The organism is Sulfitobacter noctilucicola (assembly GCF_000622385.1).
Classification (GTDB): domain Bacteria; phylum Pseudomonadota; class Alphaproteobacteria; order Rhodobacterales; family Rhodobacteraceae; genus Sulfitobacter; species Sulfitobacter noctilucicola.
In genome coordinates, this window is sequence record NZ_JASD01000008.1 from 1,071,044 (window position 1) to 1,093,720 (window position 22,677).

25 protein-coding genes are annotated in these 22,677 nt (G+C 55.6%); 14 read left to right on the top strand and 11 right to left on the bottom strand.

Going from position 1 to position 22,677, the window contains the following annotated elements; genetic code table 11:
* Positions 1–474 precede the first annotated feature (474 nt).
* Both rpsT and Z946_RS21080 read right to left on the bottom strand, forming a co-directional pair.
* A complete protein-coding gene (gene rpsT, locus Z946_RS0108975; protein WP_025055400.1) occupies positions 475–738 on the bottom strand; it encodes a 30S ribosomal protein S20 in 264 nt (87 codons plus the stop codon).
* 226 nt (positions 739–964) lie between these two features.
* A complete protein-coding gene (locus Z946_RS21080) occupies positions 965–1,540 on the bottom strand; it encodes a Crp/Fnr family transcriptional regulator (protein ID WP_025055401.1) in 576 nt (191 codons plus the stop codon).
* Between the two features lie 78 nt (positions 1,541–1,618).
* Here Z946_RS21080 and Z946_RS0108985 point away from each other — a divergent pair, with 78 nt between their 5' ends.
* Positions 1,619–2,176 (top strand): hypothetical protein, encoded by a 558-nt coding sequence (locus Z946_RS0108985; protein ID WP_025055402.1) that lies wholly within the window; start codon positions 1,619–1,621, stop codon positions 2,174–2,176.
* A 33-nt stretch (positions 2,177–2,209) separates the two neighbouring features.
* Here the strand turns inward: Z946_RS0108985 and Z946_RS0108990 are convergent, their stop codons facing one another.
* Entirely contained in the window at positions 2,210–2,986 is a 777-nt protein-coding gene (locus Z946_RS0108990; RefSeq protein ID WP_025055403.1) for an enoyl-CoA hydratase, read from the bottom strand.
* 64 nt (positions 2,987–3,050) lie between these two features.
* Positions 3,051–3,902, bottom strand: a complete 852-nt coding sequence (gene mutM, locus Z946_RS0108995) for a bifunctional DNA-formamidopyrimidine glycosylase/DNA-(apurinic or apyrimidinic site) lyase (RefSeq protein WP_025055404.1) — start codon at positions 3,900–3,902, stop codon at positions 3,051–3,053.
* A 109-nt stretch (positions 3,903–4,011) separates the two neighbouring features.
* On the opposite strand from mutM, the gene ubiE reads away from it, so the two are divergent.
* Positions 4,012–4,755 carry a bifunctional demethylmenaquinone methyltransferase/2-methoxy-6-polyprenyl-1,4-benzoquinol methylase UbiE gene (ubiE, locus tag Z946_RS0109000; RefSeq protein ID WP_025055405.1) on the top strand — a complete coding sequence of 248 codons (744 nt, stop codon included), beginning with the start codon at positions 4,012–4,014 and terminating at the stop codon, positions 4,753–4,755.
* Positions 4,756–4,758: 3 nt separating this feature from the next.
* Positions 4,759–6,291: a 2-polyprenylphenol 6-hydroxylase gene (ubiB, locus tag Z946_RS0109005; protein WP_025055406.1), complete on the top strand. Its 1,533-nt coding sequence runs from the start codon at positions 4,759–4,761 to the stop codon at positions 6,289–6,291.
* A gap of 1 nt (position 6,292) precedes the next feature.
* Here ubiB and Z946_RS0109010 read toward each other — a convergent pair whose 3' ends face one another.
* Positions 6,293–7,474 carry an acetyl-CoA C-acyltransferase family protein gene (locus Z946_RS0109010; protein ID WP_025055407.1) on the bottom strand — a complete coding sequence of 394 codons (1,182 nt, stop codon included), beginning with the start codon at positions 7,472–7,474 and terminating at the stop codon, positions 6,293–6,295.
* Positions 7,475–7,584: 110 nt separating this feature from the next.
* On the opposite strand from Z946_RS0109010, the gene Z946_RS0109015 reads away from it, so the two are divergent.
* Complete coding sequence (locus tag Z946_RS0109015) at positions 7,585–8,586, top strand: phosphatase domain-containing protein (RefSeq protein WP_025055408.1); 1,002 nt, start codon at positions 7,585–7,587, stop codon at positions 8,584–8,586.
* 3 nt (positions 8,587–8,589) lie between these two features.
* On the opposite strand, the gene Z946_RS0109020 is transcribed toward Z946_RS0109015, so the two are convergent.
* The 3 genes from Z946_RS0109020 to Z946_RS0109030 all read right to left on the bottom strand — a co-directional run bounded on the left by Z946_RS0109020 (position 8,590) and on the right by Z946_RS0109030 (position 12,218).
* Positions 8,590–9,321 (bottom strand): metallophosphoesterase family protein, encoded by a 732-nt coding sequence (locus tag Z946_RS0109020; protein ID WP_025055409.1) that lies wholly within the window; start codon positions 9,319–9,321, stop codon positions 8,590–8,592.
* Positions 9,322–9,395: 74 nt separating this feature from the next.
* Positions 9,396–10,991: a phosphoglycerate dehydrogenase gene (gene serA, locus Z946_RS0109025; RefSeq protein WP_025055410.1), complete on the bottom strand. Its 1,596-nt coding sequence runs from the start codon at positions 10,989–10,991 to the stop codon at positions 9,396–9,398.
* A gap of 87 nt (positions 10,992–11,078) precedes the next feature.
* Positions 11,079–12,218, bottom strand: coding sequence for a phosphoserine transaminase (locus Z946_RS0109030; RefSeq protein WP_025055411.1), 1,140 nt, complete (start codon positions 12,216–12,218; stop codon positions 11,079–11,081).
* Between the two features lie 157 nt (positions 12,219–12,375).
* On the opposite strand from Z946_RS0109030, the gene serB reads away from it, so the two are divergent.
* Positions 12,376–13,251: a phosphoserine phosphatase SerB gene (serB, locus tag Z946_RS0109035; protein WP_025055412.1), complete on the top strand. Its 876-nt coding sequence runs from the start codon at positions 12,376–12,378 to the stop codon at positions 13,249–13,251.
* A gap of 2 nt (positions 13,252–13,253) precedes the next feature.
* On the opposite strand, the gene Z946_RS0109040 is transcribed toward serB, so the two are convergent.
* Positions 13,254–14,234: an asparaginase gene (locus Z946_RS0109040; protein ID WP_025055413.1), complete on the bottom strand. Its 981-nt coding sequence runs from the start codon at positions 14,232–14,234 to the stop codon at positions 13,254–13,256.
* 176 nt (positions 14,235–14,410) lie between these two features.
* Between Z946_RS0109040 and Z946_RS0109045 the strand changes: the two genes are divergently transcribed.
* Positions 14,411–14,941, top strand: coding sequence for an invasion associated locus B family protein (locus Z946_RS0109045; RefSeq protein ID WP_025055414.1), 531 nt, complete (start codon positions 14,411–14,413; stop codon positions 14,939–14,941).
* Between the two features lie 62 nt (positions 14,942–15,003).
* Here Z946_RS0109045 and Z946_RS0109050 read toward each other — a convergent pair whose 3' ends face one another.
* A complete protein-coding gene (locus Z946_RS0109050; protein ID WP_025055415.1) occupies positions 15,004–15,594 on the bottom strand; it encodes a DUF922 domain-containing protein in 591 nt (196 codons plus the stop codon).
* Positions 15,595–15,692: 98 nt separating this feature from the next.
* Here Z946_RS0109050 and Z946_RS0109055 point away from each other — a divergent pair, with 98 nt between their 5' ends.
* From Z946_RS0109055 to Z946_RS0109070, 4 genes are all read left to right on the top strand, one after another.
* Complete coding sequence (locus Z946_RS0109055; RefSeq protein ID WP_025055416.1) at positions 15,693–17,369, top strand: tetratricopeptide repeat protein; 1,677 nt, start codon at positions 15,693–15,695, stop codon at positions 17,367–17,369.
* Between the two features lie 99 nt (positions 17,370–17,468).
* Entirely contained in the window at positions 17,469–18,647 is a 1,179-nt protein-coding gene (rlmN, locus tag Z946_RS0109060) for a dual-specificity RNA methyltransferase RlmN (protein ID WP_025055417.1), read from the top strand.
* Between the two features lie 54 nt (positions 18,648–18,701).
* Positions 18,702–19,157, top strand: coding sequence for a protein-tyrosine phosphatase family protein (locus Z946_RS0109065; protein ID WP_375782148.1), 456 nt, complete (start codon positions 18,702–18,704; stop codon positions 19,155–19,157).
* A gap of 148 nt (positions 19,158–19,305) precedes the next feature.
* Complete coding sequence (locus Z946_RS0109070; protein WP_025055419.1) at positions 19,306–19,518, top strand: hypothetical protein; 213 nt, start codon at positions 19,306–19,308, stop codon at positions 19,516–19,518.
* A gap of 25 nt (positions 19,519–19,543) precedes the next feature.
* Here Z946_RS0109070 and Z946_RS0109075 read toward each other — a convergent pair whose 3' ends face one another.
* Positions 19,544–20,389: an LOG family protein gene (locus Z946_RS0109075; protein WP_025055420.1), complete on the bottom strand. Its 846-nt coding sequence runs from the start codon at positions 20,387–20,389 to the stop codon at positions 19,544–19,546.
* 132 nt (positions 20,390–20,521) lie between these two features.
* Here Z946_RS0109075 and Z946_RS0109080 point away from each other — a divergent pair, with 132 nt between their 5' ends.
* The 4 genes from Z946_RS0109080 (at position 20,522) to Z946_RS0109095 (ending at position 22,676) form a co-directional block, all read left to right on the top strand.
* Positions 20,522–21,070 (top strand): thioredoxin family protein, encoded by a 549-nt coding sequence (locus Z946_RS0109080; RefSeq protein WP_025055421.1) that lies wholly within the window; start codon positions 20,522–20,524, stop codon positions 21,068–21,070.
* A gap of 64 nt (positions 21,071–21,134) precedes the next feature.
* On the top strand, positions 21,135–21,962 hold the full coding sequence (dapD, locus tag Z946_RS0109085) for a 2,3,4,5-tetrahydropyridine-2,6-dicarboxylate N-succinyltransferase (protein WP_025055422.1): 828 nt from the start codon (positions 21,135–21,137) through the stop codon (positions 21,960–21,962).
* A gap of 59 nt (positions 21,963–22,021) precedes the next feature.
* Positions 22,022–22,276, top strand: a complete 255-nt coding sequence (locus Z946_RS0109090) for a GlsB/YeaQ/YmgE family stress response membrane protein (protein ID WP_025055423.1) — start codon at positions 22,022–22,024, stop codon at positions 22,274–22,276.
* Between the two features lie 61 nt (positions 22,277–22,337).
* A complete protein-coding gene (locus Z946_RS0109095; RefSeq protein ID WP_025055424.1) occupies positions 22,338–22,676 on the top strand; it encodes a hypothetical protein in 339 nt (112 codons plus the stop codon).
* The last annotated feature ends 1 nt before the right edge of the window (position 22,677 follow it).

Consider the following 22,677-nt stretch of genomic DNA (forward strand, 5'->3'; position numbering starts at 1 on the left):
GGCACAATATTATGAACGCCCGCAGGCACGACGCTGGGTTCGGAGCCCGATGGGCCCCGCTCAGCATCCTGCGGATACTTAGAAAAAGCCTCGGCAACATTAAGGTATCCTTAAGAAGGATACGTGTCGGTCAAGGCTAACCGTTTTAGTCATGTGACAGGGCAAATGTGCGGCAGCACTACCTGCATTTCATCGTCTCGAACGTACCGTCCTGAGATGGTCCCCGAGGTCCCGGTAACGCCGCTCTTGCGTTGCCGTTTGTCTGGGCCTGTCCCCCCTGCGAAGTGAATCGCCTGTATGTCATAGCGAGTGTTTGGGTAGCGCTTCAACATATCTTCATTCTTGACTCACAAATTGCCTGAAAAGAATCTGTGGCGGCGCCAACGCGAGTTCTGAGCAACAAAAAAAGGCGCCAGAACCTGACGCCTTTTCTTTCAACTGATTAGCCGATTCCCCTGATCGGGAATCGCGGGGTTAGCTCAGCGCTTTGACGCGAGCGGACAGCCGCGACATTTTGCGCGATGCTGTGTTCTTGTGGAAAACGCCTTTTGTAACGCCGCGCATCAGCTCTGGCTGGGCTGCTTTAAGCGCCGCAACCGCGTCATCCTTAACGCCGGATTCGATGGCTTCCTCAACCTTACGCAGGTACGTACGGATGCGCGAACGGCGTGCTTTGTTGATCTGGAAACGCTTTTCGTTCTGACGTGCGCGTTTTTTGGACTGTGCTGTATTTGCCATGCTGATCTACCTTTGGGTCATATTCAAAATTTCGGCACGTGATGCCAAACCCTGACCGGAAGTTCCGGCCCCGCCAAACGGGAGGTGATTCTAGCCAAAGCGGGCTGCACGCGCATGTATGACGCGGGCTATAGCGGGATTAGGGAGCATTTGTAAAGAGAGGGCTGGTGAGGGTCCGGTTCCAGCCCAGAGCCAGAGATGCTGCGACTTGTCCAAAGGTCACTTCCTATCGAGTCTTATCGGAGGCCCGCAAGCGGCTCAGTGTGACAGGAGTGACACCCAGAAAGGACGCAATCAGCGTATGAGGAAAGATGTCTTCGTAGCCCGGGAATTCTTTGCGAAACCAAGCAAGCCGTTCAGCCCCACCAAGAGCCGCGAGGCACCACTCTCGATCCACCTTCCGGCTCAAAGCTTCCCGCAGAATACCATTGGCCCAATTTCGAACGGGTTCAGACGCAATCATCCTGTCCGAAAGCTTATCACTTTCGACCCGTGCCAGCCGCGCATCGGTCGTTGCGACAATAGAGACAAGCGACAGCCCGTTGCGCGTTCTTGCTATGTTTGGCGTGACAACGCATGGACCCACATAAAACCCGACGCAAACTTCTTTGCCGTCTTGGTCACAAATACTACTCGCCAAACATCCTGCCAAAAGAATGAATTCATCTGTTTGGGAGTGTTCCTGCCGCGTCAGGTGCGCGCCCTTATCTAAACGAATTTGCTTCCAGGCAGATGCGAACTCGTCGGCGCTGGCCCAGCCCAACAGGTCAGGTGACTGCATCAGAAACGTCCGTAGATCCATCTTGGCTTACCTTATCAAATGATAATGCAGGTGAATGCGTCGGAGTGCATGTGTGGTTCAGATCAAGGAGTTTATGAAATGACGAAAAGAATTCTTTCAAAGCATGCTGGATTTATTGCGGTTGGTTCAGGATTGGTCGCTGCATCTCTTTATTTGCTGATGATAACTGTCACGCTTGCCCATATCCAAGCGATTTCAGGACAGGTCCCCTTCGACATGCGTCCGTTCGGCTATGGCCCTATAGAGGCCGCCACGCTTCTAGAGGCTTTGGGAGCGAAAGGACGCGCGTACTATCTCAGCTACCAGATCACTTTGGACACACTTTATCCAGCAATGCTCGCGCTAACCTTAATCTCGACAATCCTCTGGTTCGGGAAACGCATGTCAAACAGAAGGCCTATTCACGTTGGCGTTGCCCTTTCGATTGCCAGCACTTTGTTCGACTATGTCGAAAACCTTGGCATTCTGGTCATAATCCGGAGCTGGCCAGAGCTTTCTGTTTCACTGGTATACGTCGTCAGCACAGCCACAATTCTTAAATCCCTTGCAACAACCTTGGCGGTGGTGCTCGTTCTGCTCGTGGGATTTGGTTGGGCACGGCAATGTAAAAGCATACGTTCTCTTGCAGTAAGATAACGGAAAGTTCGTACCGCGCAGCTGATCTTGTACCTACTTATCCCGGAACTGCGCCTCGCGCTTCTCAAGGAAGGCTGACATGCCTTCTTTCTGGTCTTCCGTTGCAAACAGCGAATGGAACACTCGCCGCTCGAACAGCAGACCTTCGCGCAGCGGTACCTCGTAAGCACGGTTCACGGCCTCTTTGACGACCATCACGGAAACCATGGATTTCTCGGCGATCTTGCCCGCAGCACCCAGGGCTTCGTCCATCAACTTTTTCACTGGCACAACGCGGGACACCAGTCCGGAACGTTCGGCCTCTTCAGCATCCATGAAACGGCCTGTCAGGTTCATGTCCATCGCTTTGGACTTGCCAACGAGGCGCGTCAGGCGCTGTGTGCCGCCGATGCCAGCCACAACACCAAGATTGATCTCGGGCTGGCCAAATTTGGCCGTCTCGGAGCAGATGATAAAATCACACATCATCGCCAGTTCGCACCCGCCGCCCAGCGCATAGCCTGACACGGCAGCGATGATCGGTTTGCGCACACGCATGATCTGATCTGTCTCGGGTGTGAACAAATCACCGGTGAACGCGTCGACAAAGGACTTGTCCTTCATCATGGCAATGTCGGCACCGGCGGCAAAAGCCTTTTCCGATCCGGTAATCACGATGCAGCGGACTTTATCATTGTCCTGACAACCCTTCAGGGCATCTGCCAGTTCAGTCATCAGCACGTCGTTCAGCGCGTTAAGCGCGTCTGGCCGGTTCAGCGTGACCAGTGCCACATGATTGTCCACGTCCAGTGTGATCGTTTCGTAAGCCATCAAGGATGCTCTCGTCTGTTGCGCTTAAGCTCTTGTGCATACCATGGGTTAGAGCCGTTTCAAGCTATCTTTGGCATTGACGGCAATAGAAAGAGGAACGCCCCGATTGCACGATCCGCTGGATGGGTGCACCGCAATCGGGGTTGCGGCAGCTCTCTCCTTCGCGGCCGTATACATCGAAACTATGCTGGAAATAGCCAAGCTCTCCGTCCGCCTGGCGAAAGTCGCGCAAGGATGAACCACCTGCTTTGATCGCCTCTGACAGCACGTCGCGGATGATCGGGACAAGGCTTGCTACACGGGTCTTCGCGATGCGGCCTGCTTTGCGGGCGGGATGGATGCCCGCGCGGTAAAGTGCTTCGCAAACATAGATATTTCCAAGCCCAGCAACCAGTCGCTGGTCCAGGAGGGCCGATTTTACAGGCGTGTTACGACCCTCGAACGCCGCGATCAAATGCGCTTCGTGGAAATCGTTTCCCAGCGGTTCCGGCCCAAGAACGGACAGTAATTTGTGTTGCGATGCGGTGGCGGTTTCCATCAGATCCATCGCCCCAAAGCGGCGCGGATCATTGAATGTGATGCGTGCGCCGTTATCCATGTGCAGCACTACATGATCGTGTTTTTCAGCCGCCGGATGTTCATGCACAAATTGGCCCAAGGGATCGCCCGAAACCAGCATCCGCCCCGACATCCCCAGATGGACAAGCAGTGATTCCCCCGATGCGAGATCCGCAAGGATATACTTGGAGCGGCGTCTGAGTTGCAGCACCTGCTGGCCTGCAAGGCGTTGCGCCATTTGCGGCGGGAAGGGCCAGCGCAGGTCAGGGCGGTTCACATCGGCGCGCGCAATGACCGCGCCCTGCATGGCCGGGGCCAGCCCGCGCATCACGGTTTCGACTTCGGGAAGTTCGGGCATGCTTTCTCCTGCTCGCGCGCCTGCGGCAAATGGCTGTTTGTATCTAAGGCATTGGCGCTATATCTGCACTTTGACACTATCGGGACCAGCCAGATTTAGGAATGGGGCCATGACAGACAAGACGACGCATTTCGGATCGCAGACCATACCCGAGGACGATAAGGCCGGCATGGTCCGCAGCCTGTTCTCTGACGTGGCCAATAAATACGACATCATGAACGATGTGATGAGCGTTGGAATCCACCGCATCTGGAAAGAGGCGATGATGGATTGGCTGGCACCGCGCCCGGGTCAAACTCTGCTGGACGTGGCAGGCGGTACGGGAGACGTATCGTTCAAGTTCCTCAAACGTGCGGGCCATGGTCATGCAACGGTGTGCGACCTGACCGAAGGGATGCTAGTTGAGGGCCGCAAGCGTGCTGAAGCGGATGCAATGGCAGATAGCCTTGATTGGGTCGTGGGTGACGCGATGGCATTGCCGTTCGAGGATAACACTTTTGATGTTTACACAATCAGTTTTGGCATCCGGAACGTCACCCGCCCACAAGAAGCGCTGAACGAAGCGTACCGCGTTCTGCGCCCCGGTGGCCGCCTGATGGTGCTGGAGTTCAGCCAACTGCCCAACCCGATGATGCAAAAGGCCTATGATCTTTACAGCTTTAACGTGATCCCGCGCATGGGACAGGTGATCGCGAATGACCGCGACAGTTATCAGTACCTTGTCGAATCCATCCGTAACTTCCCCGACCAGGAAACGTTTCTGGGCATGGTACGGGACGCAGGATTCGAGCAGGCCAAGTACCGCAATATGACGATGGGCATTGCCGCGTTGCACTCCGGTTGGAAGCTCTGAACCTTGCGCGGACCTCATAACATATGGCGGCTTATCCGCACCGGTGCCACGCTTGAGCGTGCGGGGGCGATGAATGTCGTGCTCGACGCGTTTGAGGCGACACCGACGCTTCGCTTTGTTGCCCGTGCGCTGGGCCTACCGTTCAAATACCTCGGCTACCGTGGTGATCCTACGATGCCGCCTGCGACCCGTGCGCTGACCGCGCTTGGTCCGGCTTACATCAAGTTCGGTCAGGTACTGTCGACCCGGCCCGATGTGGTTGGTGATGAACTGGCCGTGCAGTTGCGCGTCTTGCAGGACAAGCTGCCGCCTTTCAGTATCGAAGAAGCCAAAGCCGAAGTGCAGCGTGAGCTTGGCATGCCGGTGGATCAGATATTCTCCGAGTTCAGCGAGCCTGTTGCCGCTGCTTCTATCGCGCAGGTTCACAAGGCAAAGCTGGTCGAGGGCGGAGACTATGTCGCCGTTAAGGTGCTGCGTCCCGGAATTGAGAAAGCGTTCCGTAAGGATGTCGACGCATTCTACCTCGCCGCCCGTATGGTTGAGATCTTTTCGCCCGGATCGCGGCGTTTGCGGCCCATGGATGTGATCGAACACTTTGACGGTGTGGTGCGTGGAGAGCTGGACTTGCGGCTCGAATCCTCTGCCGCGTCAGAATTTGCCGCCAACACTAAGAATGACGAAGGGTTCCAACTGCCCGCAATCAAGTGGAACCACTCCTCACGCCGTGTGATGACGCTTGAGTGGGCTGATGGTGTGTCGATGGGCGACAATGATGCCATCGATGCGGCGGGTCACGACCGCGTCGAACTTAGCAATCGTGTGCTGCAACTTTTCCTCAACCACGCGCTGCGTGACGGGTATTTCCACGCAGATATGCACCAAGGCAACCTCAAGGTCGCACCCAATGGTGACATCATCGCCTATGACTTCGGAATCATGGGATACATTGATGAATACACCCGCCGTGTTTATGCCGAGATTCTGTACGGGTTCATCCGCAAAGATTACAAGCGCGTAGCCAAGGTGCATTTCGAAGCCGGATATGTACCTGCCGACAAGGATGTCGATGAATTTGCCCGCGCCTTGCGCGCCGTAGGCGAGCCGATTTTTGGCATGGACGCGACCCGTATCTCTATGGCACGGCTGTTGGCCTATCTCTTTGAAGTAACCGAACGTTTCGGGATGGAAACGCGCACCGAACTTATCCTGTTGCAACGCACTATGGTCGTTGTGGAAGGGGTCGCACGCTCGCTCAATCCGCATATGAACATCTGGGAAGTCGCCAGCCCGATTGTGACCAACTACATCACCAAATCCATTGGACCACGGGCTGTTATTTCTGATCTGACAAGCACCGCGATGGTGCTAGCCCGCTTTGGTCCGCGCCTGCCGGGGCTGGTTGAGGACGCCTTGATGCGTCAGACAAACCCGCCCCACGTGGACCGCCGCCCACGCAAACGCTGGTTTGTGTTAACGGCGATTGCGGGGGCTGTTGGCGGGGCGGGCATCATTGCCCTGATAGACGCGATTTTCTAGCTCAAGCGAAACGTTCAATCGCCAGCGCAATTCCTTGACCGCCACCGATGCACATGGTGATCAACGCCCGCTTGCCTTGAATGCGCTCCAGTTCATAAAGCGCTTTGACGGTGATGATCGCACCTGTCGCGCCGACGGGGTGACCCAAGGCAATCGCACCACCGTTGGGGTTCACTTTGGCGGGATCAAATCCGAGGTTCTTTGACACGGCCAATGCCTGCGACGCGAAGGCTTCGTTGCTTTCGATGACGTCAAAGTCGGCAGCAGACATTCCAATGCGCGCCAGCAGCTTTTCCACCGCTGGTACCGGACCGATACCCATGACCTCGGGCCGGACACCCGCATGGGCATATCCCAGAATACGCGCGCGCGGTGTCAAGCCGGCCTTTTCCGCTGCTTCAGCCGTAGCTAGTACCACTGCTGCCGCGCCATCGTTGATACCACTTGCATTGCCTGCAGTGACGCTGCCGTCTTTTTGGAACACAGCACGCAGGCCATTCAGCGCATCAAGCGTTGTGGCCTTGGGGTGTTCATCGACCTCGAACGGAACCATGTCGCGTTTCACGCGCACTTCGACCGGCGTGATCTGCTCTTTGAAAAACCCTGCATCAATGGCAGCCGCCGCACGGCGCTGGCTTTCCAATGCAAAGGCATCCTGATCCGCACGGCTGATCTGATGTTCGGCCGCCACGTTTTCAGCAGTCACCCCCATGTGACCCGTCCCGAAGGGACAGTTCAGCGTGCCAAGCATCATATCTATGGTTTTGACATCGCCCATCTTCTGACCCCACCGCGCATCTTGCAGCACATACGGAGAACGCGACATATTCTCGGCACCGCCTGCCAGTGCGAAATCTGCATCGCCCAGCATTAGCGATTGCGTGGCTGACACGATCGCCTGCACACCGGACCCACACAGACGGTTCACGTTCATTGCAGGCACGGTATCCGGTACACCCGCCTGCATCGCGGCGACGCGTGACAAATACATGTCGCGCGGTTCGGTGTTAATCACATGCCCGAACGCGACATGCCCGATCTGTGCGCCTTCAACGCCTGCTCGCTCCAGCGCACCTTTGGCAGCAGCGGTTCCCAGATCAATAGGGGTGGTCCCTGCCAAAGACCCCCCAAAGGTTCCGATTGCCGTGCGTGCACCGCCCAGAATGACAATCTCTTTTTCCATAGTCTGTACTCCTGATCTTTTGGCCACAGTATGCGCCTTGCGCTTCACAGTGTCACCCGCACAAGGCTGAGAAATATTTGAACAAACGGGACGTTGCTGCGTTGGTATGCATGTTGAAAAATGCGCTTCACAAAACTGTCTGGTCCGTTGAGAAAATTTTTGACCGTATACGTGGTCAACGGGACAAACGCCGGATCATCGAACCCTATGCGGGATACGCCACTCCAACCAATCTCATTGTACGGGGGCGGGTTCTTACGTCTTTGAGGCGGGGAAACCCTAAACCGGATCAATCACGATGGACCAATTTCAAGCAGATGTTGGCGCTGTTTCTCACCGATGAGGTCGGGGATGTCGAGGTGAGCGCGCGCGGTGTTACCGCGCGGACAGATGACGAGGGGTACTTCACGCTGCCATTGCCCCGCGAAGGTAATCACGGCTGGGTGGACGTTGGCGTGCGCATTGCGGGGGATGAGGCGACAGCTACCTGTCCGGTCCTCATTCCGCAGCCTACCGCACAGTTCGTGATCGTATCCGACATCGACGATACGATGCTACAAACGGGTGCCTATTCATTGGCCAAGAACCTCTGGACATCATTGACCGGCAATATCTCGACCCGCCGCGTTTTTGAGGACGCTATCCGGTTTGTAGGGGCTCTCAGTGCTCAGGGGAGAAATCCGGTTTACTATGTCAGTTCAAGTCCCTGGAATATGTACCATTTCCTCAGCTCGATTTTTGATCGGTCCGGGTTGGTGAAGGGGCCCAAATTTCTACGTGACCTTGGTATCAGCAAGACACAGTTCATTACGGGCACCCACGGGGACCACAAAGGGGCAAGCATCGATGCCTTGCTCGCGGCGAACCCTGAATTGCCGCATGTGCTTTTGGGCGATACAGGTCAACACGACGCGTTTGTCTACCGCGATGCGATAATACGCCATCCGGGCCGAATTGCCGCTGTCATATTGCGAGAGCCAGGACCGGGGCCGGATGAAGAAAGCCTCGCCGCCATGAAAGAGATTGAGAAGACAGGCGTGCTGTTGTTGCATGCCCCGAACTTCGAAGGCTTTGCCCCGCAGGTCGTGGCACACATTGATGCTCTGGGTTGAAAACTACTCCGGCAAAAGCGGTGCCCGCCCCTCATGGCCAAGCACCCAGCAATCCGCTCCTTCAAACACCGCCGCAGTAAGCGGCTTTCCGTAACCCGCCCCTGAATCAAGGTTGATCCGATTCCCGTAATGGGTCGCGCGATCAACCGGCGTGTGGCCGTGGACGATCAGCTTTGGATGGGCTCTGGTATCATCATGGAATTCTTTCCTGATCCAAAGCAGATCTTCTTCGTCCTGTGCGGCCAACGCCACGCCGGGGCGAATGCCTGCATGGGCAAAGAACAGCTCGTCCGTTTCAAACGAGAGCACCGCATCCTTCAGGAATTGGACATGGGCATCCGGTACGTTCTTTAATGCCATCTTGTGCACGTCCAGCTGTCGGCTCTTTTCAGTGAACTTGATGCCATATGACGCGAGCGTGGTGTCACCACCCAACCGCGGGTGCAGCCAATAAAGCTCTACCGGCAAGTAGGCTTCGTGCTGGGGGTAATCCCGCATAAACCAGTGGAACATGCGATCATGGTTCCCTTGCAGGAAAGTCCAGTTTCGCCCTGCTGCCTGTCCTTCGATCAGCAGATCCAGAACGCCGCAACTGTTTGGCCCTCGGTCGGTGTAGTCGCCTAGGAACACGACTTTGGCATCATCGCCACCGTCCGCCTTGATCAGGTCGAGTACGCGGTGAAGCTCAGCAAGCTGGCCGTGAATGTCGCCAATGGTATAGATCGGTGCAGTCATTACATGTCCTTAGAAACAGAGTGGCCCGCCTTGATACCAAGACGGGCCGTTCCGGTTTAACAGTGTGTCGCTTTTCAGGCCACGTCGAATTGAAGTGGTTTGATCTGTCTGAACATGCCTGTTGCGGCCAGCTTGTCGATGACCGGTGCAGGCACCTGTTCATCAACATAAAGCAGCGCAATCGCCTCGCCCTTTGCCTCGGACCGGCCAAGGGTAAAGTTTGCGATGTTCACGCCGTTTTCGCCCATGGTCTGACCCAAGGTCCCGATGATGCCCGGCACGTCCTCGTTCGTGGTATAAAGCATATGCGCGCCGATTTCGGCGTCGACCTGAATACCTTTGATCTGGATGAAGCGCGGCTTGCCATCGGAAAATACGGTGCCCGCGACAGAGCGCTCGCGCTTGTCGGTTACAACGGTCACCTTGATGTAGCCGTCGAATACGCCGGATTTGTCCTGATTGGTTGTGCTGATCTGAATGCCCTTTTCACGGGCAACCACGGGGGCGCTGACCATGTTCACATCCGGGTTGGCTCGTTTCATGATGCCTGCAACAACGCCACAGTTCAGTGCCTCAAGGTTCATTCCGGATACTGTACCATCATAAAGGATGTTGATCGCCTTGATCGGTTCATCCGTCATTTGGCCGATAAAGGCACCCAAGTGTCCGGCTAGGTTGATCCAGGGGGTCATGACCTTTGCTTCTTCCGCGGTGACGGACGGCATGTTCAACGCGTTGCTGACCGCACCTGTAAGCAGATAATCCGACATTTGTTCGGCCACTTGCAGAGCCACGTTTTCCTGCGCCTCGGTTGTCGCAGCACCAAGGTGCGGTGTGCACACAACGTTCGGCAGGTTGAACAGCGGGTTTTCCTTAGCGGGCTCTTCCTTGAACACGTCAAAGGCCGCGCCCGCAACGTGACCGGACTTCAGCAGATCGGCCAGCGCTTCCTCGTCCACCAGACCGCCACGCGCACAGTTGACGATGCGGACGCCTTTTTTCGTTTTCTCAAGGTTTTCGCGGCTCAGGATATTTGCGGTCTGTTCGGTGAACGGAACGTGCAGGGTAATGAAATCGGCACGTGTCAGCAGTTCGTCCAGCTCAACCTTTTCAACGCCCATTTTCTTGGCCTTTTCCTCACCAAGGAAGGGGTCATAGGCCACAACCTTCATCTTGAGGCCGCGCGCGCGGTCACAAACGATACCGCCGATGTTGCCTGCACCGATCACGCCCAGCGTCTTGCCTGTCAACTCGACACCCATGAACTTGGATTTTTCCCATTTGCCGGCATGCGTTGAGGCGCTGGCTTCGGGGATCTGGCGTGCAACGGCAAACATCATCGCGATGGCGTGCTCGGCGGTGGTGATCATGTTACCGAAAGGCGTGTTCATCACGATCACACCCTTTTTGGAGGACGCGTCTTTGTCGATGTTGTCCGTCCCGATCCCTGCGCGGCCAATCACCTTGAGGTTTGGCGCATTGGCGAGGATCTTTTCAGTGACCTTGGTCGCGGAGCGGATGGCAAGGCCGTCGTAGTTGCCGATGACTTCGGCCAGCTTGTCCTTGTCTTTGCCAAGGTCCGGCTGGAAATCGACGTCGATGCCGCGGTCACGGAAAATCTGAACAGCTGCTTCGCTGAGGCTGTCGGAGATGAGTACTTTGGGGGCCATGATGTTGGTCCTTTAATCAAATAGGGGGTGGCGGGGTGAACCCCGCCCTACGGAATATGGGGAAGGCGGGAATGCTCCCGCCTGCGATCAGGCGTCGATTTCGGCGTTGAACGCCCAGTCCAGCCACGGCAGCATCGCTGCGATGTCGGAGGTTTCAACCGTGCCGCCACACCAGATGCGCAGTCCCGGAGGGGCATCACGGTAGGCGCCGATGTCAAGCGCGACGTTCTCATCTGCCAGACGTTTTGCAACTGCCTTGGCGAATGCCGCACCATCAGTGATGCGGTCGTCATTGAACTTGAGGCACACAGAGGTGTTCGACCGCGTTGCCGGATCAGCAGCGAGGAATTCGATCCAATCGTGCTGTTCGACAAAATCGGCAATCGCCTGTGCATTTGCATCCGCGCGGGAGATCAGCCCTTTCAGGCCACCTACGGATTTGGCCCATTTCAGCGCTTGCAGGTAATCCTCAACGCACAACATCGAAGGAGTGTTGATCGTCTCACCCTTGAAGATGCCCTCAATCAACTTGCCGCCTTTGGTTAGGCGAAAAATCTTGGGCAGTGGCCATGCTGGTGTATAGTTTTCCAGCCGCTCGACTGCACGTGGGCTGAGGATCAACATGCCGTGGGCCGCTTCGCCGCCCAGAACTTTCTGCCAGGAGAAAGTCGTCACATCGAGCTTGTCCCAGGGCAAATCCATAGCAAATGCAGCAGAAGTTGCATCGCAAAGGGTTAGACCGGCACGGTCGGCAGGGATTGCGTCACCGTTTGCCATGCGCACGCCGGATGTCGTGCCGTTCCATGTAAAACAAACGTCATTGTCATAATTCAGGGTCGTCATATCGACGATCTCGCCATAATCGGCGGTGTGCGTGGTCGCCTCAATCTTCAGCTGTTTGACCACGTCTGTGACCCAGCCTGCGCCGAATGATTCCCACGCGACCATCTCGGCAGGGCGTTCACCAAGCATGGACCACATGGCCATCTCGAACGCGCCGGTGTCGGATGCAGGTACGATTCCGATCTTGTAGTCGGCCGGAACACCCAGAATCTCGCGGGTGGTCTCGATCGCCTCAAGCAATTTGGATTTGCCTTCGGCCGCACGGTGACTGCGACCCAAAGGCGCGTCCGCGAGGTTCTGCAAATCGAATACGGGGGGTTTGGCACAGGGGCCTGATGAAAAACGCGGATTGGCCGGCCGCGTTGCCGGTAGTTGAGTAGCCATTGATGCTATCCTCTCAGATATGCGCCCTTCGTTGGGGAAGGGTGTCCCACGGATGCGTCTAAAGGGCCGCGCGGGCTGGCACAATCGCTAAAAGGGGTCTAGACCGCCGCCCTATCGCATTTTAACGACATTAATGGCGCGGATCGGAAACTTACCCATGTTCACAGTTATATTGCTCAGTTCTCCTTCACAGCCCGCGTTGGAAGGTGCTCTGGTCGAAAGCTTGCGTAATGCATGGGGTGGGCGCCATGCTGTTTGGCTGGCATCCGATGAAGCGGCTGAATTCGAGGTGGCGCAAAAGCCCGATAACCTTTGGGAGGTTTGGGAGAACTGCCAGGCAATGGGCGTTGACCTGATTGTGGTGCCCAGCGCAACCCGACGCAAAAAGATGCTGCTGGCCGATATGGACAGCACGATGATCGAACAGGAATGCATCGACGAATTGGCAGACGAAGCTGGTGTTGGTACGCGCGTCAAGGACATCACAGCGCGTGCGATGAACGGTGAGCTGGATTTTGACGGGGCACTGCGCGAACGTGTCGGTCTATTGAAAGGATTGGATGCGAGCATCATCAGCAAAGTGCTGGCGGAACGGATCACCTTCATGCCGGGGGGCAAGGCATTGCTGGCTACGATGAAGGCGCAGGGCGGTTACGCGGCTTTGGTCTCAGGTGGGTTTACCGCCTTTACCGCACGCGTGGCGGCAGAGCTGGGGTTTGATGAGAACCGCGCCAATACACTCATCATCGAAGATGATAAACTGACAGGTGAGGTGGGGATGCCCATCCTTGGCAAACAGGCCAAAGTTGACGCGCTGGAGCAGATCACCGTCCGGCTTGGCCTCACCGAAGAGGATGTCATTGCCGTAGGGGACGGAGCGAATGATTTAGGCATGTTGCACCGCGCGGGGTTGGGCGTGGCGCTACATGCCAAACCCTCCGTCGCGGCAGAGTGCGACGTGAGGGTGAACTTTGGTGACCTTACGGCGCTCTTGTACGTGCAGGGTTACAGCAAAGCTGATTTTGCCGGCTGAGGTCAGGCAAAAACCGCCGCTGGCCGCAGGATACCCGTTTCAATGCCGCGCCAGTTCTTGATTGGAGCGTTCAAGCGCTTCAGCGTTGCAGGGTGAGCGGCATCCAAAACGCCCAGCTTTACCAGCAACGCGGCAATCGCACATTCAGCGGCACGGGTTGTGCCACAGTCTGCTTTCAACGCGATACCCAGTTTCTGTTCTGGAAGAATCGCAATGAAGAAGCCTTCAGCACCTGTCTTTAACGCCACCTTACCATTCATGGCGCGCATCAATTCGGTACAGGCGCGGGTTTCGCCAGCGACCAGTTCGGGGTGCAGGCGCATCGCCTGATGCAAACGGGCCTCGGCGGATCCGTCAGGAGCGGCTGCAAAGTGAGCCATTGCGCGCGCCATTCCACGAAGGGTGCAGGCGAAATTCGGGGCGGAACATCCGTCGATCCCGTATCCGGGCGAGGTTTCCTGCGTCACGGCCTCGAATGCTTCGAGGCAGGCGCGCTGAAGCGGATGATCCGGGTCTACATACTCCGGTCCGGCCTTGAGGTGCTGGGTCAGTGTCAGGAAGCCCGCATGTTTGCCCGAACAATTGTTATGGATTTGGCAGGGTTGCTCATGAGCGCGAATCAAAGCCTCGTGCGCGTCTTTGTCCGCCGGGTCTTGCGGGCCGCACCGGAAATTATCATCGGAAAGGCCAAGCGCACCCAGCCAGACACCGACACGTTCGGTATGAATCGCCGCCCCCTGATGGGATGCGCAGGCAAGCGCGAGCTGCTCGGTCGACAGGTCGTAGGCATCAGCGGCACCTGAGGTGATCAGTGGCAACGCCTGTATCATCTTCGAAGAAGAGCGCGGCAGTACAATCTTGTCAGGATCGCCCCAGCTTTCGACGATTTCACCGGTGTCGTCACAGATGACGGCATGGCCCGAGTGAACACTTTCAAGAAACGGGCCGCGCCAGATTTCCGTAAAGGGGGCTGCTTGTGTCATAATTCACCTGTAAATTAAGCGAAAACCTGCCAATCAGGGTTTCGTCTGTCGCCTGTTTCGCGTTAATATGTTCTTTGTCGGCAAGATAACAGGCACTTGGGACAAGAGCGGTGAGCAAAGCATCGCCAACAGGGTCTGGACGGTATTGAGGTTAAGGACAGCTTGGAGGCTGGACAATGGGAATAGTAAAGACATTTGCGGGTGTCGCAGGGTTAGCAGCATTGCTGGCCACCGGCGTATCTGCGCAGCAGCAAAGCACAAACCGGGTCGCGGCAAAAACCGACTGGAGTGTATTTGTTGAGGACAATCCAACTGAATGTTGGGGTGTGTCCACACCGACAGAGACAGTGAATTCGCGCGATGGTCGCGTTGTCGCGGTGAACCGTGGTCAGACATTGTTGATGGTATTCTATCGGCCCTCAGCGGGTGCCAAGGGTCAGGTGGCTTTTACCGGCGGCTATCCCTTTGCGTCGGGATCGACGGTGAGCATGAATATCTCCGGCAACACCTTTGAATTGTTCACTGAAGGGGAGTGGGCGTGGCCTGCGACCACTGACGACGATTCAAAGATCATCACAGCAATGAAGCGTGGCGCGAGTGCAATCCTGTCTGGCCGGTCCGGTCGTGGGACAAATACCAAAGACACGTTCTCTTTGCTTGGGTTTACTGCTGCTGTTGAAGATGCTGCAAAGCGCTGCGGCGGTTAATCCGGCCACAGCCTATCGGTTTTGTTAAGAGATTGATAAGAAAGCCTGTTATGGCTTTCTTTCTACTGTATCGTTTTGTTTAAGGCGGGGCCGTGTCCCTTGGAGTTGTGAAACTTCTTGTGTGCCGCCTCCAGCCGCGCATCGACGTTCGCTTGTGAATACTTCGCTCCGAAGTCGCGCTTGTAGGATTTGATGGCATCTTTGAACGCCGTCTGCTTGTCTTTGCCAGTGCCTTTGAACTTCATTGCGTCGATCTCGGTGCCCATGACCTTGGCTTCCTTGCCCGTCACATCGACATGCCCTTGCTCATGGACGTTAAGCTGCGCGATAAAGCGCTTCCATTCGGCCTTTGCCGCTTTGCTCAGGTTCTTATCGCTGGCAAGCTTTGGCATCTTTATGGTGCACTTGTATTCAAGCGTGATCGACTTGTGCCACATCTCTGCGTCATAGCCGCCCTTTTTGCCGGGAGTGAACTTCTGATCGAACTTCGTCGAAGCGGGGTTCACGGTCACAGGGCAGGTTGTCAGCCCCGCGACATTCTTCCCATGCGCTTTGGGGCCTTTGGCTTCGATACTGGCCCAGATGTCGGCCAACGTATCGCCTTTGACGTTGTAATACTTCACCGAAGTGCCGGAATGCTTGACCTTATACATCTCGCTGCATCCAAATTTGTTTTCTGCAAAACATGATGAATTTAGCACAGAATCAGTGTTAATGATAGAAAGAGTTGACGTAAGGGAAAGATTAGCTTGTGTCAGAAAAATCAATAACCGCGCAAGCCGGACTACATCGCACTTTGGCCTACCAGCCCAAGGCGGGTCTTGTTCTCGAAGACTATCGCCCGGTATTTTCCTGTCTGGATTTCCGTCTATCGCGCAGGTTCTGGGATCTGCGGGGTGTCGACGCCTTTGTCGGCGGCGATGTTCCCTATGTCGTTACCAATGACGGCCACCTTGCGGCCAACGGGCTAAGCACATTTCTGGCAGCCGCAGACACGAACCAAACCGAATACAACGTGGTCGAGCTTGGTGCGGGGTCTGGCCTATTTGCCAAACAGTTTATGGATCAGCTGCGTGACAGAGCGCCGGAAGTTTACGCGAAAACCACATATTACGCCACTGATGGCTCGCAGGGTATGGTCAATGCCTGGGCCGAAAACGGTGTGTTTTCGGAGCATAAAGATCATATCGTACCCCTGATCGCAGAGCTGCCCGGCCTCTCCAACGCACTGCCTAAAGGTCTGAAAATCGACGCGGCATTTGCCAACTATATCTTGGACAGCTTACCGTTCTCGTTGCTGGCGCTGTCGGGATCAGAGGCTTGGGAACTGGAACTGCGCACTGCTTTGGACCGCGATGTAGATGCAGAGCGTGTCGTGAGGATGTCTGAAAGTGATATTCTGAGCTGTATCGCGAACGACACATCAGACGATTTGGCTGCGCTTGTCGACCTTTACCCCGCCCTGGTTCTTGATGCGCGTTACACGCCGATCAAGCGGTCGGATATTCCGCTTTGCGATGCGTTGCCGGCACCTGAAGGCGGCGGAGCTCGCGCGAAACCTTATCTGCATTCCCACGGCGCTATCGAGACTTTGAAAGATGTCGTAAAGTGTCTGAACCCTGGCGGGTTCATCGCCATTGCGGACTATGGGCATAACCCAGCGGCGGATGAACAGGATGTCTTTGAGTTCCAACATTTTGGCGGGTCGGTGGCGATTGGACTGAACTTTTCAGCGATTGATCGTGTGGTGTCAGGCTGGCAAGGCATAGATGTTGTCGCACCAGCAACCGATAATGGTCAGCTTATGATGCGGCTGATCGGGTCAAAGCTGAGTGAAGCGATTCAGGAGACGTTTCTGTTGGTGGCTGGCAAAGAGAACTGGGATAGGCTGACCGACCCTCTGCACAAGGCGCAGGAACTGACATCGAACGGACAGTTTGAAGCGGCACGCTGGAAATACGAAGAGGCACTGCGGCTACAGCCACATAACTGGGCACTGATAGAAGAGGTGGCGGGCTTTCTTACCTATCGGCTGGATGCCTACGAGGCGGGCCTGATGATGGCAAAAGCGGGGATAGAGCGGAACAGCCTGTCACCGGGCCTATGGAACATCGCTGGCGATTGTCTGTTCTACACGGATCACTATGCAGAGGCCGAAGAAGCCTATCACAAAGCGCGATTGGCAAGCCCAAGAGATATCCGCAGTCTGCTTAACCTTGCCTGGGTTGCTGAACGCACGGGCCGTGATGATCTGGCGCTCGATCTGATTGCAAAGGGGTTGGCGATGGATAACACGGATGCCTTTCGCGATGCGCTGATCGCCAAGCAAACCCAAATTCTGGATCAACGCTGGGCGCGTCACCGTACAGATACGTTGCGGTCGATCAACCGCATACGGGGTCACCGTGACCTGCCGAGACGTGAATAATTGCGCGAAAGGCTGATTTACGCCGAAGACAGACTCTCTTTTGCAATTCTGGCCACGACCTATATAGAGGCACATCACACCAGCATACGGGTCCATTCCATGTCCGCAAACGCACCGATCACCCAAGACGTACATACCATCCCGCGCAAGCTGCCGGACGGACCGATGAACCTTATCGGTATGACCAGAGAAGCCATGCGCGACGCTCTGATTGCGCAAGGCACGCCGGAAAAGCAGGCAAAGATGCGCGTTGGCCAGATTTGGCAGTGGATCTATCAATGGGGCAAACGCGACTTTGACGAAATGACGAACCTGTCCAAGGCATTTCGGGCAGAGTTGGCGGAAAAGTTTGTGATCGAGGTGCCGGAGGTCGTGACCCGACAGGTATCCGAAGACGGCACGCGCAAATACCTTGTGCGGATCGCAGGCGGGCATGAAGTAGAGGTCGTTTATATCCCCGAGGATGGACGCGGTACGCTCTGTGTGTCTTCTCAGGTCGGTTGCACGCTTACGTGTTCTTTCTGTCATACTGGCACTCAAAAACTGGTGCGTAACCTGACAGCCGCAGAAATCATCGGTCAGGTGATGGTCGCCCGCGATGATCTGGACGAATGGCCCGAAGTGGGTGCGCGCCGCGTCGAAACCCGTCTACTGTCGAACATCGTACTGATGGGGATGGGGGAGCCGCTTTATAACTTTGAGAATGTGCGCGATGCGATGAAGATTGCGATGGACCCCGAGGGTATCCAGCTGTCCCGCCGTCGCATTACTTTGTCGACCTCTGGCGTCGTGCCAGAAATTGCGCGGACAGCCGAAGAGATTGGATGCCAGCTAGCGGTCAGCTTTCATGCAACGACCGACGAAGTCCGCGATAAGCTTGTGCCGATTAACAAACGTTGGAATATCGAAACCCTGCTGGAAGCACTGCGCAGCTATCCGAAAGTTTCCAATTCTGAGCGGATCACCTTTGAATACGTCATGCTGCACGGTGTGAATGACAGCGATGATGATGCCCGACGGTTGGTTAAGCTGATTGAGGGGATCCCAGCGAAGATCAATCTGATCCCGTTCAACGAATGGCCGGGCGCACCGTATAAGCGTTCATCAAACAATCGTATCCGTGCCTTTTCTGAGATCGTCTACAAAGCCGGTTACGCATCACCTGTGCGCACGCCGCGTGGCGAAGACATCATGGCTGCCTGTGGTCAGCTGAAGTCAGCGACAGAACGCGCACGTAAATCCCGCAAGCAGATCGAGGCCGAAGCAGGGCTTTCATAAGTGCCATTCCAAAGCTTTCAGGTTCCGATCAAGGGATCGGGAGCTTTGTCGTTGATGCCTTGCCCACCGGCAGACTCGTTGAACGATGCATTGGCGGATCTAAGGGCGCGGGGCGTGACGACGGTCCTTTCCATGCTGTCGCCAGACGAGGCCGCCGATCTGGGGATGGTGCAGGAAGACGAAGCCTGCGCTGCGCAATCAATGACGTTCGTCGGACATCCGATCCCCGATTTCGGCCTGCCTGAGATGTTTGCGTTTAAGAATTTGATTGCCGCGATTGTTGCCCGTATCCGCGATGGTGAACATGTTGCAGTGCATTGCCGCGCAGGTATTGGCCGGTCCGGCATGGTGGCCGCATCGACGCTGATCGCTTTGGGCCAATCCCATGATACCGCGCGAGACATTGTAAGTGGTGTGCGCGGTGTTTCAATTCCCGACACAGTTGAACAAGCCACATTTCTTGCCTTGTTCGAAAACGCCGTGAAACATGACGTTCAAATAAGCGACTGAATCTAAACGCATAATGTATAAATCGACCTTAGGTCAATTAAGCGCGCACTTCGCGAAATAACCTCCGATCAGCCGCATTTCAGCGCAATTGTTGCCATGGTTCGGAACCAGATTGTTTCCAGTATCGACACACAAAGGAAACCTGAAAATGGCAATGATGTTTAACAAAGACCCCTTTATCACCGCACAGGTGATCGAACTTGTCCTACGCGAACGGGAAAGCGCTCTGTCTGCCCGCGAATGGAAGCACCGTCTTGCCGGATATGGCTATGCGATCAAAGACACCGACCACGGTCAAGTAGTAGAGACACTACCGCATCACGTCGAAATCGGTGTCCTGCCTGCCGAGATGAGCGCCTGAGCCCAAGCCGAGAAGACCAAATGGGTTAACGGCCCGGAATACTGTCCCGAGCAGTTGGCGCATCCCAGTTTTCAATCAGGTCCATCGCCTCTTGTGCCGATTCGACAAAGCGGAACAGGTCTAGATCTTCGGCGGAAATGGTGCCGGCATCTGCCAGCGCATCCCAGTTGATGATTTTCTCCCAGAACGCCTTGCCGAAAAGCAGGAAGGGCACACGCTGCATACGTCCTGTCTGGATCAACGTGAGGGACTCAAACATTTCGTCCATGGTGCCAAAACCACCAGGGAAGACACAGATCGCCTTTGCCCTCATCAGAAAATGCATCTTGCGAATGGCAAAGTAGTGAAAGTTGAAGCACAGCTCGGGTGTGACGAATTCATTCGGAGCCTGTTCATGCGGCAACACAATATTCAGCCCAATGGACTTGCCACCGGCGTCGACTGCGCCGCGGTTGCCAGCTTCCATCACTCCGGGACCGCCACCCGTAACAATCACGTCCTGCGTGCCTCCGCTTTCCATTGACTTCAGCGTCATAAGACGTGCGAATTCGCGTGTTTCGTCATAGAAATGTGATAGCTCTGCAAGTGTCTGCGTGCGTGCCTCGTCTTTCTTGGCAGGCTCTGGAATACGGGCACCCCCGAACAGTACAATCGTCGACGTGATGCCTGCTTCATCCAGCATCATCTGCGGCTTGAGCAGTTCCAGTTGCAGACGTACAGGTCGCAGTTCATCGCGACACAGGAAATCATCGTCGTTAAACGCCAGACGGTAAGCAGGCGCGCGCGTCTGCACCGTATCAGGGGCTGACTCTGCTGCAGAAATGTCTGCATGGGCATCCCGCAATGGATGGCGTTTGGGTTCGTCTTTCATGGGGTACTCCGGCACTTGTTTGGTGCAGGGTGGCTTGGTTGGTGGCAACATGCAAGGGAGCGCAGGCTTTGCCATTGACCTGTGGACCACTCTCGCAGCAAATTTACGGAATCTCTCGGGAAAGGAACTGATATGCTGCTTAACTCGAAAGGGTTTGATGCGGGGCAGCCTGCACCGGATTTCAATTTGGCCACGCCCGATGGCACACGTTATTGCAGGGATCAGATCAAGGGGCCGAAAGGTATGCTTGTCGCATTCATCTGCAACCATTGTCCCTATGTGATTGCGCTGATTGACCGGCTGGCAAGCGACATGCAGGCACTGGCAGATAGTGGCATCGGATGTGTCGCAATCATGTCGAACGATTACAAAAGCTATCCGGCTGATACGCCCGACCAGATGGTAAAGTTTGCCAAGGCTCACAGCCTGCGCGTGCCTTATCTGGTAGATGAAGATCAGTCGGTGGCGAAAGATTATGGCGCGGTGTGCACGCCGGACTTTTTCGGCTTTGATGCTGTCGGTGGACTGCAATACCGCGGCCGCTTGGACAACATCGGAATGCGCGGCGATCCTGCTGGGCGCGAACCTGAATTGCTGAACGCGATGCATCAGATTGCGAGCACCGGCAAAGCGCCCGAGAACCAGACACCTTCAATGGGCTGTTCGATCAAATGGCGCTGAGCGATTGCGCTACCCTTGGGGCAGCGATATAGCGCGTAAAACCCTTTTTATCAGGAGCCGCCAGATGTCTAACGCACAGCTTGAGACCGCCATCGAAGCCGCATGGGACGCCCGTGACGAAATCACATCAGCCACCACCGGTGAAACACGCGACGCGATTGAAGAGACGCTGAATGCGCTCGACAGTGGTAGCCTGCGGGTGGCGGAAAAGCTGGATAGCGGCGACTGGCACGTAAACCAGTGGGCCAAGAAGGCCGTTCTTCTGGGCTTCCGCATTAAAGATATGGAGCATCAGGAAGGTGGTCCGCAGGGTGCCGGATGGTGGGACAAGGTTGATAGTAAATTCAAAGGCTGGGGTGATGCGCAGTGGAAAGAGGCCGGTTTCCGTGCCGTTCCTAACTGTGTTGTACGCCGCTCCGCTTACATCGCACCCGGCGTGGTGTTGATGCCATCCTTCGTGAACATCGGTGCCTATGTCGATAGCGGCACAATGGTCGATACTTGGGCCACTGTTGGTTCTTGTGCTCAGATTGGTAAAAACGTGCATCTTTCCGGCGGTGTCGGCATCGGTGGCGTTCTTGAGCCTATGCAGGCTGGTCCGACAATTATCGAAGACAACTGCTTTATCGGTGCGCGTTCCGAAGTTGTCGAAGGCTGTATCGTCCGCGAAGGCTCGGTTTTGGGCATGGGTGTCTTTATTGGCCAGTCGACAAAGATCCTCGACCGTGAAACCGGCGAAGTGATGTACGGCGAAGTGCCTGCGGGGTCGGTCGTCGTGGCAGGCTCCATGCCGTCCAAGAATGGCGTGAACCTTTACTGCGCAGTGATCGTGAAGCGCGTGGATGAAAAGACACGCTCAAAAACTTCGATCAACGATCTTCTGCGCGACTGATCGGAACCTTTTACGGTCTTTGTTCGTTCACCTGTCGAACCTTTTACGGGAGAACGAACATGACCGGACTTGGCTGGTTTGCATCCATTATCGTAGGCGGCCTCGCGGGCTGGCTTGCAGAAAAATTTATGAACCGTGAGCATAATCTGATGCTGAACGTGTTCATGGGCATCGTCGGTGCCATGCTGTTCAACGCTGTTTTGGTCTTTATCTTTGGATCGACCCTTGGTGGCTGGATCGGCCAGCTTTTCGTCGGGTTTGTCGGTGCCTGTGTGCTTATCGCAGCAATCAATATGTTCCGCAGCAGGGCATAGACCTTTTCACCAACCATAGATCACGCTAGGGCTACTTTTCGAACGAAAGGTGGCCCTTTTCATGTCTGATACCAAGAAGCCAAAGAAACCGTCACGCCAACAGGTTTACACTCTGCTTGTGCAGATCGGCCGAAAAGATGGCGACGGCTTGCCGGCGAAGGCAACCGGCGCTGCATTGATGTGTTTCGCTTCAGGTATTGATGAAGCGGAAGCCGTCAGAGAAACCGTTGCAATCCTCAAACAGGCCGAGACGAACCCGCTTGATGTGACCGGTTACGGCACCCTTGCCGAGCGGGAGGCAGAAGGATATGAGATAGACCAGGAAGAACGCGATCTGATGCAGCGTGCCCTGGACGAGAACTCGGTCATCATCGCACAAATGACGCCCTTCTTCGACTGAA